Annotated in this window: 13 protein-coding genes; 9 read left to right on the forward strand and 4 right to left on the reverse strand. The window is 73.8% G+C overall.

Annotation, left to right across the window (positions count from 1 at the left end; translation table 11 throughout):
• The first annotated feature begins 336 nt into the window (after window positions 1-336).
• Together ACZ6EJ_RS22710 and ACZ6EJ_RS22715 are read left to right on the forward strand one after the other, a co-directional pair.
• Complete coding sequence (locus ACZ6EJ_RS22710) at window positions 337-1182, forward strand: MurR/RpiR family transcriptional regulator (RefSeq protein ID WP_469269557.1); 846 nt, start codon at window positions 337-339, stop codon at window positions 1180-1182.
• A 354-nt stretch (window positions 1183-1536) separates the two neighbouring features.
• Window positions 1537-2073, forward strand: coding sequence for a hypothetical protein (locus ACZ6EJ_RS22715; RefSeq protein WP_469269605.1), 537 nt, complete (start codon window positions 1537-1539; stop codon window positions 2071-2073).
• A 343-nt stretch (window positions 2074-2416) separates the two neighbouring features.
• Here ACZ6EJ_RS22715 and ACZ6EJ_RS22720 read toward each other — a convergent pair whose 3' ends face one another.
• Window positions 2417-3811: an APC family permease gene (locus ACZ6EJ_RS22720; protein ID WP_469269559.1), complete on the reverse strand. Its 1395-nt coding sequence runs from the start codon at window positions 3809-3811 to the stop codon at window positions 2417-2419.
• A 135-nt stretch (window positions 3812-3946) separates the two neighbouring features.
• Between ACZ6EJ_RS22720 and hutU the strand changes: the two genes are divergently transcribed.
• The 4 genes from hutU to hutI all read left to right on the forward strand — a co-directional run bounded on the left by hutU (window position 3947) and on the right by hutI (window position 9625).
• Window positions 3947-5605 (forward strand): urocanate hydratase, encoded by a 1659-nt coding sequence (gene hutU / locus ACZ6EJ_RS22725; RefSeq protein WP_469269560.1) that lies wholly within the window; start codon window positions 3947-3949, stop codon window positions 5603-5605.
• 149 nt (window positions 5606-5754) lie between these two features.
• The gene (locus tag ACZ6EJ_RS22730) at window positions 5755-6963 is read left to right on the forward strand and encodes an allantoate amidohydrolase (protein ID WP_469269607.1); all 1209 of its coding nucleotides are present in this window, start codon (window positions 5755-5757) and stop codon (window positions 6961-6963) included.
• A complete protein-coding gene (locus ACZ6EJ_RS22735; protein WP_469269562.1) occupies window positions 6954-8321 on the forward strand; it encodes a formimidoylglutamate deiminase in 1368 nt (455 codons plus the stop codon). Before ACZ6EJ_RS22730 ends, ACZ6EJ_RS22735 begins: the two co-directional genes overlap by 10 nt.
• Window positions 8322-8413: 92 nt before the next feature.
• Window positions 8414-9625 (forward strand): imidazolonepropionase, encoded by a 1212-nt coding sequence (gene hutI / locus ACZ6EJ_RS22740; protein WP_469269563.1) that lies wholly within the window; start codon window positions 8414-8416, stop codon window positions 9623-9625.
• A 236-nt stretch (window positions 9626-9861) separates the two neighbouring features.
• Here hutI and ACZ6EJ_RS22745 read toward each other — a convergent pair whose 3' ends face one another.
• A complete protein-coding gene (locus ACZ6EJ_RS22745; protein WP_469269565.1) occupies window positions 9862-10194 on the reverse strand; it encodes an ArsR/SmtB family transcription factor in 333 nt (110 codons plus the stop codon).
• A 107-nt stretch (window positions 10195-10301) separates the two neighbouring features.
• Between ACZ6EJ_RS22745 and ACZ6EJ_RS22750 the strand changes: the two genes are divergently transcribed.
• Window positions 10302-10640, forward strand: coding sequence for a putative quinol monooxygenase (locus ACZ6EJ_RS22750; RefSeq protein ID WP_469269566.1), 339 nt, complete (start codon window positions 10302-10304; stop codon window positions 10638-10640).
• Between the two features lie 48 nt (window positions 10641-10688).
• Here the strand turns inward: ACZ6EJ_RS22750 and ACZ6EJ_RS22755 are convergent, their stop codons facing one another.
• A complete protein-coding gene (locus ACZ6EJ_RS22755; protein ID WP_469269568.1) occupies window positions 10689-11651 on the reverse strand; it encodes an RNA polymerase sigma factor SigF in 963 nt (320 codons plus the stop codon).
• Window positions 11652-11934: 283 nt separating this feature from the next.
• Between ACZ6EJ_RS22755 and ACZ6EJ_RS22760 the strand changes: the two genes are divergently transcribed.
• Window positions 11935-12303 carry an STAS domain-containing protein gene (locus ACZ6EJ_RS22760; RefSeq protein WP_469269569.1) on the forward strand — a complete coding sequence of 123 codons (369 nt, stop codon included), beginning with the start codon at window positions 11935-11937 and terminating at the stop codon, window positions 12301-12303.
• Between the two features lie 195 nt (window positions 12304-12498).
• Window positions 12499-12990, forward strand: coding sequence for an ATP-binding protein (locus tag ACZ6EJ_RS22765; protein ID WP_469269570.1), 492 nt, complete (start codon window positions 12499-12501; stop codon window positions 12988-12990).
• A 201-nt stretch (window positions 12991-13191) separates the two neighbouring features.
• Here the strand turns inward: ACZ6EJ_RS22765 and ACZ6EJ_RS22770 are convergent, their stop codons facing one another.
• Window positions 13192-14691, reverse strand: a complete 1500-nt coding sequence (locus ACZ6EJ_RS22770; protein ID WP_469269572.1) for a peptide MFS transporter — start codon at window positions 14689-14691, stop codon at window positions 13192-13194.
• Window positions 14692-14799: the final 108 nt, after the last annotated feature.

Here is a 14799-nt window from a genome sequence, read left to right on the forward strand (position 1 = left end):
GTTTCTCGTTAGCTGTACACTCTCCTCTTCCCCCTTCCTCTGCGGCTCTGGCGCCCCCCCCCCCCCCCCCCCCCCCCCCCCCCCCCCCCCCCCCCCCCCCCCCCCCCCCCCCGCGGCTGTTCCCGAGGCGGTCGGGAGGCCCGGCGGCCTTCGGGGACGGTGGGGGCCGGTGCGGCGCGGCCGCCGCCCACCGGGCCCTGGCGGCGCCGCCGGAAACCCCGCCCCGGCCCCGGACATCGTGCGGGGAGTCGGTGCATATGGACATGCATCGGCCCACCTGGCTGAATGGATCTGTCGCCGCCGGCCGTGGCGCGACGGATCCAGCAAGGGGACAGCATGAGTGGGAGCAGCCCCGCCGCACGGTTGCAGCGGCTTTTCGAGGGGCACCGGCTCACGCCCACCCAGCGGCGCATCGCGCACTGCATGGTCCGCCGGGCCGCCGACGCGCCGTTCCTCTCCAGCGTCGAGCTGGCCGAGCTGGCCGGTGTCAGCCAGCCCTCCGTCACCCGTTTCGCCGTCGCGCTCGGCTTCGACGGCTACCCGGCGCTCCGCCGCCACCTGCGCGAGGTCGCGCCCGCCGACGCGGACCAGGAGGAGGCGGGGGACGCGTACAACGAGTACCAGCAGGCCGTCCGCGCCGAGATCGACAACCTCCAGCACCTCTGCGACCTGCTCGCGGACCCCGCGCCGGTGGAGCGGGCGGGGCGGGTGCTGGCCCGCTCGCGGCCCCTGCCGGTGCTCGGGCTGCGCGCCGCGTCCTCGCAGGCGCGCGGCTTCGGCTACTTCGCGGCCAAGGTGCACCCCGACGTCCGGGTCCTCGACGAGGGCGGCAGCGTGCTGCTCGACCGGATCGACTCCGCGCGCCGGGCCGGGGCCACCGCCCTGATGTGCTTCGCGCTGCCGCGCCACCCCAAGGAGAGCGTGGACGCGCTGGCGTACGCCCGCGACCAGGGGCTGACCGTCGTGACGGTCGCCGACTCCGCTTTCGCGCCCGTCGCCAAGCACAGCGATCTGCTGCTCCCGGCGGCCATCGGCTCCGGGCTCTCCTTCGACACGGTCTGCGCGCCGATGCTGCTGGGGCGGGTGCTGCTGGAGGCGATCTGCGACGAGCTGCCCGACGCCCAGGCGCGGCTGGAGGAGTTCGACGTACGGGCGGCGGCGCGCGGGCTGTTCGCGGAGTAGCCCCCGGCCCCGGCGCGCGCCGGGGCCGGGGAGGGGAGTGCGGGCCGCGCGCCGGGGCCGGGGGTGTCGGTCGAGCGCCGGGGCGGGGTGCAGCGGGCCGCGCGCCGGTGCGAGGGGGAGGACGGGGCGCGCGCCGGGGAGCTGAGTGACGGGGCGCGCGCCGGTGCGGGGGTGTCGGTCGAGCGCCGGGGCGGGGGTGACGGGCGTGCGCCCGGTCCCCGCGATTCTCACGCGGCACTCATCTGCGGCCGTTACCCTCCGCGCCCAGGAGCACCGCGGTGCGGTCGGTGCGCGGAGCGCGTGACAGCGGAGAGGAGTGCGCACGTGGGGCGCGGAGGGCAGTCGCTGGCGAGAGTGGCCGTGGCCGTACGGGCGGGAGCTGCCCCGCTCTGGTGGTCGGGTCTGGTGGCCGCCGCGGTGGGAGCGTTCGTACCGGGGGTGGCCGGCCGTCGGATCGGGCTGCTGGCCGGGGCGGCGCTCTTCCTGGTCACCGCCGCCGTCGTGGCGTCGGCGCGCGGCGGGCGGTACGCGTCCCTGGCCCGCGACGCCACCCGCGCCGGGCGCGGCGACTTCCTCCAGGACCGGGCCGTGACCGTACGGGCCTGGCGGCGCGGGCGGCGGTGGTGGCTGCTGGGGGCGTTCGCGGTGGCGGTGGCGTCCTCGTTCGCGCTGCCGGGGGCCGGTGGGCTGCTGCTGGCCGGTGCGGGCGCCGGGCTCTGGCTGAAGGCCGTACGGATCGGGCGGCGGGAGCAGCGGGAGGACGTCCTGTACTGGGTGCGCACCGACTGGGCGGCGCCCGGCAGCCCGGTCGGCAAGCGGGTGCGGGCGCACCGCACGACAGGCCCGATGGCGGGCGACGCCGCACCGGGCGGGGCGCGGCGTCGGCGCTGACACCGGCCCGCGCCTCGCGGGTCGGTGGGTGCCGGGCCGGTGGGCGGTGGGTCGGGGGGCCATCGTTCCGGTTCCGGGGAGCGCTGACGTACGCCCGCGTGAGCGGGTTGGCGTACGCGTTCGGCGTGCGCACCGGCTGCCCTACGCGTTCGACACGCGCGCCGGGGTGCACGTACCCGGCTGGCGCGCGCACCGGCTGGCGTACGCGTTCGGCGTGCGCACCGGCCGACGCACACCCCCGGCGTGCAGCCCGGCGCACCCCCCCGCACCCCCGCCGGTTCGCCGCCCGCCGGGATGCCGGTTCGCCGCCCACCGGGCCCCCACCACCAGCCCCCCCCCGCCTTCAGGCCGTCGGCGCGCCGGACTTCTCGCGGGCCGCCATCACCGCCCTGTTGACCGCCCACAGCGCGATGCCGATCAGCAGCAGGACCCCGGCGCGCACGTACACGTCCGAGCCCCGGTCGGCGAGCGGGCTCGCGAGGATCAGCGAGGTGAGCGCGCCGAGCACGGGGAGCGCCGTCGGCGTACGGAAGTGGCGGTGCTCCACCCGGTCCCTGCGCAGCACCAGCACCGCGACGTTGACCACGGCGAAGACGCAGAGCAGCAGGAACGACGTCGTGTCGCCGAGTCCCTCGATCTCGCCGGTGGAGACCAGGCCGATGGCCAGGACGGAGACGAAGACGATGCCGACCCACGGGGTGCGGCGGCCCTTCAGCACCTTGCCCATCGCGGGCGGCAGGATGCGCTCGTTCGCCATGCCGTAGCAGAGCCGGGAGGCCATCATGATGTTGATCAGGGCCGAGTTCGTGACGGCGAACAGGGCGATCAGCGCGAAGAGCTTCGGCGGGAAGTCGGCGCCCCCGGCCTTCACCACCTCCAGCAGCGGGCCGCTGGACCGTTCCAGGGTGCGGGGGTCGACCAGCAGCGAGGAGACCAGGGCGACCAGGACGTAGACGGTGCCGGTGACGCCCACCCCGATGAAGATGGCGCGCGGGAAGGAGCGGGCGGGGTCCTTGGTCTCCTCGGCCATGTTGACGGAGTCCTCGAAGCCCACGAAGGCGAAGAAACCGAGCGCGGTCGCGCCGAGCACCCCGGTGAGCACGGCGTACCCGGTGGAGCCCGCCTCGATCTGGGTGAGCCGGGAGGGCTCGCCCTCGCCGCTCAACACCGCGTACGCGCCGATCCCGAGGATCACCGCGAGGCCGCTCACCTCGACGAGGGTGAGCACGACGTTGGCCTTCACCGACTCGGAGACCCCGCGCAGGTTGATCGCGGCGAGGGCGACGACGAACAGGATCGCGATCAGGGTCGGCGGCACCGCGTCGGTGAACTCCCCCAGGTAGTCCCCGCCGAACGCCCGCGCCGCCGCGCTCGCCGAGGACAGCCCGGAGCACATCACCATGAAGGCGACGACGAAGGTCAGGAACGGGACCTTGAACGCCTTGTGGGTGTAGAGCGCGGCCCCGGCCGCCTTCGGGTACTTGCCGACCAGCTCGACGTACGAGGACGCCGTCAGCAGGGCGACGACGAAGCCGATCGCGAACGGCAGCCACAGCGCGCCGCCCACCTTCCCGGCCACGTCCCCCGTGGTGGCGTAGATGCCGGTGCCCAGGATGTCGCCGATCACGAAGAGGAGCAGCAGCTTGGGGCCGAGGGCGCGCTTGAGCGGCGGTGCGCCGCCCGGGCCCTCGTCGTGCCCCTCGGGCTGCGCCGGCGAGGGTGTCTCGGGAGTGCTCATCGATGCCTCCGGTTCGGCCTCCGGGTCGGTAGGGAGGAGGCATTCCCGGCCGGGGCGGAAACCGCACCTGTTGACTACGTCTATTCAGCACATCAGGATGTGAATAGTTGTTCACCGTCGCGAGGAGGCACCGCCATGTCAGGACCCCGCCCCGTCCGGGCGCCGCGCGGCAGCGCACTGACCGCCCTGGGATGGCAGCAGGAAGCCGCGCTGCGGATGCTCCAGAACAACCTCGACCCGGAGGTGGCCGAACACCCCGACCGGCTCGTGGTCTACGGCGGCACGGGCAAGGCGGCCCGCGACTGGCGCTCGTTCGACGCGATGGTCCGCACGCTGGAGACGCTCAAGCGGGACGAGACGATGCTCGTCCAGTCCGGCCGCCCGGTGGGCGTCATGCAGACCCACGAGTGGGCCCCGCGCGTGCTCATCGCCAACTCCAACCTGGTCGGCGACTGGGCCAACTGGGAGGAGTTCCGCCGCCTGGAGGCCCTGGGGCTCACCATGTACGGGCAGATGACCGCCGGGTCCTGGATCTACATCGGCACCCAGGGCATCCTCCAGGGCACCTACGAGACGTTCGCCGCCGTCGCCGCCAAGAAGTTCGGCGGGACGCTGGCCGGGACCATCACCCTGACCGCCGGGCTCGGCGGCATGGGCGGGGCCCAACCGCTCGCCGTCACCATGAACGACGGCGTGGCGATCTGCGTCGACTGCGACCCGCGCGCCATCGAGCGCCGGATCGAGCACCGTTTCCTGGACGTCAGGGCCGACGATCTGGAACACGCCCTCCAGCTCGCCGTCGAAGCCCGCGACGCCCGCCGCCCGCTCTCGATCGGCCTCCTCGGCAACGCGGCGGAGCTGCTGCCCCGGATGCTCGCCGAGGGCGCGCCCGTCGACATCGTCACCGACCAGACCAGCGCCCACGACCCGCTGGCCTACCTGCCGCTCGGCGTCGACTTCGACGACATGGCCGACCTCGCCGCCGAGAAGCCCGCCGACTTCACCCAGCGGGCCCGCGAGTCGATGGCCCGGCACGTCGAGGCCATGGTCGGCTTCATGGACGCCGGGGCCGAGGTCTTCGACTACGGCAACTCCATCCGCGGCGAAGCCCGGCTCGCCGGGTACGACCGCGCCTTCGACTTCCCCGGCTTCGTCCCCGCCTACATCCGGCCGTTGTTCTGCGAGGGCAAGGGCCCCTTCCGCTGGGCCGCGCTGTCCGGCGAGGCGTCGGACATCCACAAGACGGACCGGGCGATCCTGGACCTCTTCCCGGAGAACGAGTCCCTGCGCCGCTGGATCACGATGGCCGGCGAGCGCGTCCGCTTCCAGGGCCTCCCCGCCCGCATCTGCTGGCTCGGCTACGGCGAGCGCGACAAGGCCGGCGAGCGCTTCAACGACATGGTGGCCAGTGGCGAGCTGGCGGCCCCGCTGGCCATCGGCCGCGACCACCTGGACTGCGGCTCGGTCGCCTCCCCGTACCGGGAGACCGAGGCCATGCTCGACGGCTCCGACGCCATCGCCGACTGGCCGCTGCTGAACGCCATGGTCAACGTGGCCTCCGGAGCCTCCTGGGTCTCCCTCCACCACGGCGGCGGCGTCGGCATGGGCCGCTCCATCCACGCGGGCCAGGTCACCGTCGCCGACGGCACGAAGCTCGCGGGCGAGAAGATCCGCCGCGTCCTGACCAACGACCCCGGCATGGGCGTCATCCGCCACGTGGACGCCGGATACGACATCGCCGAGTCCGTCGCCGCCGAACAGGGCGTCCGCGTCCCCATGACGGAGGCCGACTGATGGCCGCGGGCCCCTCGGCGTCCGGACCCGCCCACCCCGGCACGGCACCCGCCCTTCCCGGCACGGCACCCGCCCACCCCGGCACGGCACCGGGCGCGCCCGCCCCCCGCGGCGCGCGGCAGTGGCGGGCGGGCGACTCCTTCCTGGCCATGTGGCGCGAGCTGGCCCCCCTCGGACGGCACCCGGACAGCGGCGGCTACCGGCGGTACGCCTGGACGCCGGCGGACCTCGACTGCCGGGCCTGGTTCCGCGCGCAGGCCGGGGCGCGGGGCCTCCTCTGCGAGAGCGACCGCAACGGCAACCAGTGGGCCTGGCTCGGGGACCCGCTGGCCGGGGACGCCGTCGTCACCGGCTCGCACCTGGACTCCGTCCCGGACGGCGGCGCCTTCGACGGACCGCTGGGCGTGGTCTCCGCCTTCGCCGCGCTCGACGAACTCCACCGCAGGGGAGCGGAGGTCACCCGGCCGCTGGCGATCGCCAACTTCGGCGACGAGGAGGGCGCCCGCTTCGGCCTGGCCTGCGTCGGCTCCCGGCTCGCGGCCGGGCAGCTCACCGCCGCCGACGCCCGCCGCCTCCGCGACGCGGACGGCACCACCCTGCCGCGGGCGATGGAGCAGGCCGGATACGACCCCGAGGCCATCGGGCCCGACCCGGAGCGGCTGGCCCGGATCGGGGCGTACGTCGAACTCCACGTCGAGCAGGGCCGCGCCCTCGACCTGAGCGGCGACCCCGTCGGCATCGCCTCCGCCATCTGGCCGCACGGCCGCTGGCGGTTCGACTTCCGGGGCGAGGCGAACCACGCGGGCACCACCCGCCTCGCCGACCGCCGCGACCCGATGCTCCCGTACGCCGAGACCGTGCTCGCCGCCCGCCGTGAGGCCGAACTGGCAGGCGCCCTCGCCACCTTCGGCAAGGTCGCCGTCGAGCCCAACGGGGTCAACGCCATCCCCTCCCTCGTACGCGGCTGGCTCGACTCCCGCGCCCCCGACCAGGCCGCCCTGGACGCCGTCGTCACCGGGGTCGAGCGGGCCGCCCGCGAACACGCCGAACGGGCCGGGATCGACCTCGACGTCATACGCGAGTCCTTCACGCCCGTGGTCGAGTTCGAGCACGCCCTGCGCGACGAACTCGCCCGCATCCTGGCCGACGCCGGCGACACGGGGCGCCCCGTACCCGTCCTCGGCACCGGCGCCGGCCACGACGCGGGTATTTTGTCCGCCTCGGCGCCCACCGCCATGCTCTTCGTGCGCAACCCCACCGGAATCTCGCACTCACCCGCCGAGCACGCGGCCGAGGACGACTGCACGGCAGGGGTGCGCGCACTCGCCGACGTACTGGAGGGTCTCGCGTGCAGTTGACGAACCGGGCCGCGGCCGCGCCCGCCACCGCGACGTACTGGATGGAGCACGCCTGGCTCGGCACGCACGTCGAGCCGGGCGTCGCCCTGGACGTCGCCCAGGGCCGCGTCGCCGGGGTCAGGACCGGGGTCGCGGCCCCTCCGCCCGGCGCCACCGCACTGCGCGGGCTCACGCTCCCCGGCCTCGCCAACACCCACTCGCACGCCTTCCACCGGGCCCTGCGCGCCACCGTCCAGGTGGGCTCGGGCACCTTCTGGACGTGGCGCGAGCTGATGTACCGGACGGCCTCCCGGCTCACCCCGGACACCTACTTCGAGCTGGCCCGCGCCACGTACGCCGAGATGGCCCTCGCCGGCATCACCGCCGTCGGGGAGTTCCACTACCTGCACCACGCGCCCGGCGGCACGCCCTACGCCGACCCGAACGCCATGGGCGAGGCGCTGATCGCGGCCGCCGCCGAGGCCGGGATCAGGATCACCCTGCTGGACACCGCCTATCTCGCCGCCGGATTCGGCGAGAAGCCCAACCGGCACCAACTGCGCTTCTCCGACACCACCGCCGACGCCTGGGCCGAGCGCGCCTCCCTCCTCAAGGGCGACGACCACACGGTGATCGGCGCGGCCGTGCACTCCGTGCGGGCCGTCCCCGCCGACCAGTTGGGCACCGTCGCCCAGTGGGCCGAGGAACGCGGCGCACCGCTGCACGTCCACCTCTCCGAACAGCCGGCGGAGAACGACGCCTGCCGGGCCGCCCACGGCCGCACCCCCACCCGGCTCCTCGCCGACCACGGGGTCCTCGGGCCGCGCACCACCGGCGTCCACAACACCCACCTCACCGAGGCGGACATCGCCCTGCTCGGAGCCTCGGCCACCGGCACCTGCATGTGCCCCACCACCGAGCGGGACCTCGCCGACGGCATCGGCCCGGCGGCCGCCCTCCAGAAGGCGGGCTCCCCGATCTCGCTGGGCAGCGACAGCCACGCCGTGATCGACCTCTTCGAGGAGGCGCGCGCGATGGAGCTCAACGAGCGCCTGCGCACCCACGTCCGGGGCCACTGGACGGCCGCCGCCCTCCTGCGCGCCGCCTCCGCCGACGGGCACGCCGCGCTCGGCCGCCCGGAGGCGGGCGTGCTGGAGCCGGGCGCCCCGGCGGATCTGACCACCGTGGCCCTGGACTCCGTCAGAACGGCCGGACCCGTGCCCCGGCTGGCAGCGGAGACCGCCGTATTCGCCGCCTCCGCCGCCGATGTGCGCCACACGGTCGTGGCGGGGCGGCACATCGTCCAGGACGGCCGGCACACCCGCGTCGAGGACGTCCCGCGAGCGCTCGCCGCGGCCGTCTCCGCCCTGCACGACTGAGCGCCCGACGCCCCGCCCGCCCCCAGCACCCGGCGCCCCGCACCCTTCGGGCGTGCCGGGCGCCCGCGGAACGCAAGGAGAACAGCCTCCCGATGACGACCACCGCCGTCACCCACATCGCCAGCCTGGTCACCAATGACCCCTCTTTCGGCAGCGGGACCCCCCTGGGCCTGATCCGGGACGCGGCCGTCGTCATCGAGGGCGACCGCGTCGTCTGGACCGGTGAGTCGAGCAGAGCACCCGCCACTGACAACGTCGTCGACGCCGCCGGCCGCGCCATGATTCCGGGCTTCGTCGACTCGCACTCCCACCTCGTCTTCGCGGGCGACCGCACCGAGGAGTTCAATGCCCGGATGTCGGGCCAGGCCTACCGCGCGGGCGGCATCCGCACCACGGTCGCCGCCACCCGCGCCGCCTCCGACGAGGCTCTCTCCGCCAACGTCGCCCGCTACCTCGCCGAGGCCCTCCGCCAGGGCACCACCACCCTGGAGACCAAGTCCGGCTACGGCCTCACCGTCGAGGACGAGGCCCGCGCCCTGCGCATCGCCGCCCGCCACACCGACGAGGTCACCTACCTCGGCGCCCACATCGTCCCCCCGGACCACGCCGACGACCCCGCCGCCTACGTCGACCTGGTCACCGGCCCCATGCTGGATGCCTGCGCCCCGCACGCCCGCTGGATCGACGTGTTCTGCGAGGAGGGCGCCTTCGACGGAGACCAGGCGCGCGCCGTCCTCACGGCCGGCCGCGCCAAGGGGCTGCTCCCCCGCATCCACGCCAACCAGCTCTCGTACGGGCCCGGCGTGCGGCTCGCCGTCGAGCTCGACGCCGCGTCGGCCGACCACTGCACCCACCTCACCGACGCGGACGTGGACGCGCTCGGGCAGGGCCGCACCGTCGCCACGCTGCTGCCCGGAGCGGAGTTCTCCACCCGCGCCGCCTGGCCCGACGCCCGGCGCCTCCTGGACGCGGGAGCCACCGTCGCGCTCTCCACGGACTGCAACCCCGGCTCGTCGTTCACCTCGTCGATGCCGTTCTGCGTCGCCCTCGCCGTACGGGACATGGGCATGACCCCGGACGAGGCGGTCTGGTCCGCCACCGCCGGCGGGGCGGCGGCGCTGCGCCGCGACGACATCGGCCGGATCGCCCCCGGCGCCCGCGCCGACCTGGTCCTCCTCGACGCGCCGAGCCACGTCCACCTCGCCTACCGGCCGGGCGTGCCGCTGGTCGACACGGTCTGGCGGGGCGGCGAGCGCGTGGTCCGTACGGGCGCGTCGGCGGCGGGCGAGCGGTCCGCCGGCTGACCGACGGGCCCGCCTCTCCCACGAGGGCGCGCCCCCTCACACCCGCCTACGCGTCGCGCCGGCGCCGGTCCACGCGCGCCCGCCCGCACGTCGACGGGGACGAGCGCCTTGGGCAGCGTGTCCCGCCGGTCCACGCGCGCCCGCACGCGCACCGGCCCGGCGGGCACCGGCCCACGCGCCGGCCCGACACCCGGCGCGCCGCGACCGCGCCACCCACGCGCCCCACGCGTGCCCGCCTACGCGCCCGGCCCGCGCCCGTCCGTCTCCGCGACCAGGAGGGCCAGCAGGCCGGGGAAGCGGGCCTCGATGTCGGAGCGGCGCAGGCCGGCCATCCGGCTGTTGCCCCGGTCGACCTGGCGGATCAGCCCGGCCTCCCGCAGGGTGCGGAAGTGGTGGGTGACCGTCGCCTTGGAGACGGGCAGCCCGAAGGAGCTGCAGGTACGGGCCGTGCCGTGCGGCGCGCCGGCCAGCTCGCGCACCACGCGGCGGCGCAGCGGGTCGGCGAGCGCGGCGAACACCCTGCCCAACTCGATCTCCTCGACGGCCGGGTGCCCCTCCTCGTCGGGCATGGCGGCCCTCCCTTCGGGCTCAAGGTACGGCTTGAATCGTACCTGTCGGGGTGTTACGGTCCGCGAGGTATGAGTCCCGTCGTACCTTCCGAGGAGAGGAACCGCGGATGGACCAGCTCGTCACACTCGTCGGCATCGCCCGGCCCAAGCCCGAACGCGCCGAGGAGCTGGAGCGGTTGCTGCTCTCCTTCGTGGCGCCCACCCGGCAGGAGCCGGGCTGCCTGGAGTACCACTTCCACGAGGACCGCGACGAGCCGGGCGTCTTCGTGTTCTACGAGGCGTGGCGCAGCCAGGCCGACCTCGACGCGCACCTGGCGCTGCCCCACCTCCGCGACTTCTGGGAGCGCCGGATGGACTACCTGGCCGACGACCTGGAGATCCGCTTCCTGCGGATGCGCAGCCCGTACGAGCCGGCGGGGCGCCCGGCCGGGGACCTGGCGGCCTGACGGGCGGCGGCCCCGGTCCCTGGGGTCCAGGGGCCGGGGCCGGGTCCGTCATTCCTCCAGGGTCAGACCCCTGCGGAGCTTGGCCAGCGTCCGGGAGAGCAGCCGGGACACGTGCATCTGAGAGATGCCCAGCTCCTCCCCGATCTCCGACTGCGTCATGTTGCTGACGAAGCGGAGCGAGAGGATCATGCGGTCGCGTGAGGGCAGCGAGGCGATGAGCGGCTTCAGCGACTCGATGTACTCGATGCCTTCGAGGCCGTGGTCCTCGTAGCCGATGCGGTCCGCGAGCGAGCCCTCGCTGTCGTTCTCCTCGGGCTGGGCGTCCAGCGAGCTGGCGGTGTACGCGTTGCTCGCCGTCATGCCCTCGACGACCTCCTCGGCGGTGATGCCGAGGTGCTGGGACAGCTCCGCCACGGTCGGCCCGCGGTCGAGCCGCTGGGACAGCTCGTCGCCCGCCTTCGCGAGGTCGAGCCGCAGCTCCTGGAGCCGGCGCGGCACGCGCACGGACCAACTGGTGTCGCGGAAGAAGCGCTTGATCTCACCGACGATGGTCGGCATCGCGAACGTGGGGAACTCCACGCCGCGGCTCAGCTCGAACCGGTCGATCGCCTTGATCAGGCCGATGGTGCCGACCTGGACGATGTCCTCCATCGGCTCGCTGCGCGAGCGGAACCGGGAGGCGGCGAACCGGACGAGCGCGAGGTTCAGCTCGACGAGGGTGTTGCGGACGTAGGAGTGGTCGTAAGTGCCCTCTTCGAGGGTTTCGAGGCGCGCGAAGAGCGTCCTCGACAGAGCCCGTGCGTCCAGGGCCCCCACTTCGGCGTAGGGCGGGATCTCGGGGAGTCCTGCCAGTCCCTCGCCGGAGGTCTCGGATGCGGTGCCGGCCGGGCCGGCGGTGACGGTGCGCGGGCCGGGGACGGCGCTCGCGGCGGGGGAGTCGGAATTGGTCGGTCCCTGAGGACATGCCGACGGCGCATGGGGGGTACGCGCTTCGTCGAGCCGGGGTGACATGGTTCTCCTCCATCGTTCTCGGCATATGGCTGCCGATGCCGATACGTGTTCCTGCGGTGAAGCGGCGCCTCCAAAGCCGGTCGTGTTTCGGGTGTCCCCCTACCCTTACCTGGTTCCGGCCAGCACTTACAACCGTCAATTGCCCGTATATGTCCGGTTTGTTGAGGTCTCCGACTACCGCGAGGCGGGGGGAACGCGTAGTGTTTTACGGACGTCGGCGGCAATGACGCAGACAGCCGCGCAGGCGGTGAACGCAAGTGACGAACGGCGAAGAGGGACAGGCATGGACCGCGGGACGGTCGGCAGTGCGAACCGGGGTCGACTCGAGGTCGAGGCCCGGACCGAGGGGCGCAACGAGATCGTGACGCCGGTGGGGGAGCTCGACCACCACACGGCCGATCTGCTGCGCGAACCCCTGGAGAGCGCGGTCGAGCAGGGGCGCTCACGCCTGGTGGTCGACTGCTCACGCCTGGAGTTCTGTGATTCCACCGGGCTGAACGTGCTGCTCGGCGCCCGCCTCAAGGCGGAAGCGGCAGGGGGAGAGGTTCACTTGGCCGGAATGCTGCCCGTGGTGGCGAGGGTGTTCGAGATCACCGGCGCTTCGTCGGTCTTCGCCGTGCACGCCACGCTCGACGAGGCCCTGGCGACCTGACCTCCGCGCGAGCGCTCTGAACCGGTCGCCCGCGCGGCGGACCGGGCCAGGACGATCGTGTGCCCGAAGTGGGTGTTGTTGCGATACGGCGGGGCAGGAGACCTCCCGGCGGTGTATGGCAAGGACCCCGGAACACGCGGTAATGATCATTATCTTTTCAATGGCGACTTGGCGAATCGGTGAGGTGAAGCGCTGATGAGCACCACCCGGCAGCATCCGCCGGGCGACCTCGGCCGCGAGCCGGACGGAGCGGGCGCAGCCTCGCCCGACCCGGCCGACCGGCAGTGGCGCACGCTCTCCCTCCGGGACGCCACCGGCATCGTGCCGATGGCGCGGGACTTCGCCCGGCAGGCCCTGCACGACTGGGGCTGGCTCCCCGCGTCCAGCGCGGACCGCCGGGCCGCCGCCGAGGACGTCCTGCTGGTCGTCTCCGAGCTGGTGACCAACGCCTGCCTGCACGCGGACGGACCCGAGGAGCTGCGCATCGGCTACTCCTCCAAGGTGCTGCGCGTCGAGGTCGCCGACCGGGGGGCCGGCCAGCCCTCCCCCCGTACGCCGCACCGCGCCGGCCGCCCCGGAGGCCACGGCATGTTCATCGTGCAGCGCCTCTGCCTGGACTGGGGCGTCCAGCGTGCGCCGGAGGCGCCGGGCAAGACCGTCTGGGCGGAGCTGGCCGCCCCCGCGTAGCCGCGAGGCGCCCGCACGCGTCGAGCGCGTCGGACGGGCGCTCCCCGTATCCCCCTCGAACCCCCGCGCACGCCACGAGCGCCGGGGGTTTTCGCGCGGCCGGCGGAGCCGCCCCGCGACGAACAGGGGCGCCGCCCGGAGAGTCCTCTCCGAACAGCGCCCCTGCCCTCTGCGCCCCCTCCGCCGCGGAAGGGCGGAGGGTTACTTCACGTCGCCCATGAGCGCGCGGATCTTCCGCCCCGCCACCATGAACGCGAGCCCCGCCGCGACCGCCACGACGGCCTGCAGCGTGTAGTACGCGGCATCGCCCAGCGGTGCGTTGAGCTTGGTGGTCCACCCGTTCAGGGCGTTGCCCGTCGAGGTGGCCAGGAACCACAGGCCCATGATCTGGCCGACGAACATCTTCGGGGCCAGCTTCGTCGAGAGCGACAGGCCGACCGGGGAGAGGCACATCTCGCCCATGGTCTGCGCCAGGTAGACGGCGAGCAGCCAGAAGACGGTGACCTTGCCGGTCTCGCTGTTCGCCGCGGCCGCGCCCGCCAGCCCCATGATGCCGAAGGAGCCGCCGATGAGGAGCATGGCCAGCGCGAACTTCATCGGGGTGCTGGGCTCGCGGTTGCGCGTGGCCAGCTTGACCCAGAGCCCGGCGAAGATCGGGGCCAGGATGATGACCATCGTGGGGTTGACCGACTGCAGCCAGGAGGCCGGGAACTCCCAGCCGCCGATGAAGCGGTCCGTCTTCTTGTCCGCGAACAGCGTCAGCAGCGAGCCCGACTGGTCGTAGATCATCCAGAAGAGCACGGCCGTGATGAAGAACCACACGTACGCCTTGATCTTCGGCCGGTCCGCGCTGGTCAGCGCCGGGTCGCGGAAGATCGAGACGAAGTACAGGATCGGCACGACGACGCCCAGCACGGCCAGGAGGTTGACGATGTGCTCGATGTCGTAGGTGCCCAGCGCCAGGTCGAGCAGCAGCGCGCCGAGCGCGATGCCGGCCCACAGGCCCGTCTTGCGCAGCGTCCGCCGCCGCTCCTCGGGGGAGGCGGGCTTGGCGGGCAGCTTGCCGACGTCGCCGAGGTGCTTGGAGCCCAGGACGTACTGGATGACCGCGAGGCTCATCCCGACGCCGGCCACGCCGAAGCCGAGGTGCCAGTTGACGTGCTCACCGAGGTAGCCGACGATCAGCGGCGCGGCGAGCCCGCCGATGTTGATCGCCATGTAGAAGAGGGTGAAACCGGCGTCACGGCGTGCGCTGGCCTGGCCCTCGTACAGCTCGCCCACCATCGCCGAGATGTTCGGCTTCAGCAGGCCCGTGCCGGTCGCGATCAGCGCGAGGCCGATGAAGAACGCGACGTCGCTCGGGAGCGCGAGGGTGAAGTGGCCGATCGCGATGACGATGCCGCCGACCAGAACGGCCTTGCGTGCGCCCCAGAGGCGGTCGGCGACCCAGCCGCCGGGCATCGCGGCCATGTAGACGACGGCGTTGTAGACGCCGTAGATGGAGGCGGCGAGCGCCTCCCGGCCCTCCAGGGGGCCGTCGAGCACGGCGGCCACCAAGTACAGGGTGAGGATGGCGCGCATCCCGTACCAGGAGAAGCGTTCCCACATCTCCGTCATGAACAGGGTGGCCATACCGCGGGGGTGGCCGAAGAAGGTCTCGCCGCCGGAGCCGGCGGCATCCTTCGTCAGGCTGGACGCCATGGTCGATCCTTGCTGGTCGGGACGCGCCGCCTCATGAGCGGTACGCGCCCGGTGGGGGTAGCCGGCACCGATGCGGCCGCGCCCCATCCCCGACGCCCGGAAGGGATG

The organism is Streptomyces sp. NPDC041970 (genome assembly GCF_055588985.1).

Coding starts and splice junctions, on each gene's coding strand:
- ACZ6EJ_RS22710 (WP_469269557.1), top strand. CDS start 337: ATGAGTGGGAGCAGCCCCGCCGCACGGTTGCAGCGGCTTTTCGAGGGG.
- hutU (WP_469269560.1), top strand. CDS start 3,947: ATGTCAGGACCCCGCCCCGTCCGGGCGCCGCGCGGCAGCGCACTGACC.
- ACZ6EJ_RS22760 (WP_469269569.1), top strand. CDS start 11,935: ATGGACCGCGGGACGGTCGGCAGTGCGAACCGGGGTCGACTCGAGGTC.
- hutI (WP_469269563.1), top strand. CDS start 8,414: ATGACGACCACCGCCGTCACCCACATCGCCAGCCTGGTCACCAATGAC.
- ACZ6EJ_RS22745 (WP_469269565.1), bottom strand. CDS start 10,194: ATGCCCGACGAGGAGGGGCACCCGGCCGTCGAGGAGATCGAGTTGGGC.
- ACZ6EJ_RS22720 (WP_469269559.1), bottom strand. CDS start 3,811: ATGAGCACTCCCGAGACACCCTCGCCGGCGCAGCCCGAGGGGCACGAC.
- ACZ6EJ_RS22755 (WP_469269568.1), bottom strand. CDS start 11,651: ATGTCACCCCGGCTCGACGAAGCGCGTACCCCCCATGCGCCGTCGGCA.
- ACZ6EJ_RS22770 (WP_469269572.1), bottom strand. CDS start 14,691: ATGGCGTCCAGCCTGACGAAGGATGCCGCCGGCTCCGGCGGCGAGACC.
- ACZ6EJ_RS22765 (WP_469269570.1), top strand. CDS start 12,499: ATGAGCACCACCCGGCAGCATCCGCCGGGCGACCTCGGCCGCGAGCCG.
- ACZ6EJ_RS22750 (WP_469269566.1), top strand. CDS start 10,302: ATGGACCAGCTCGTCACACTCGTCGGCATCGCCCGGCCCAAGCCCGAA.
- ACZ6EJ_RS22730 (WP_469269607.1), top strand. CDS start 5,755: ATGTGGCGCGAGCTGGCCCCCCTCGGACGGCACCCGGACAGCGGCGGC.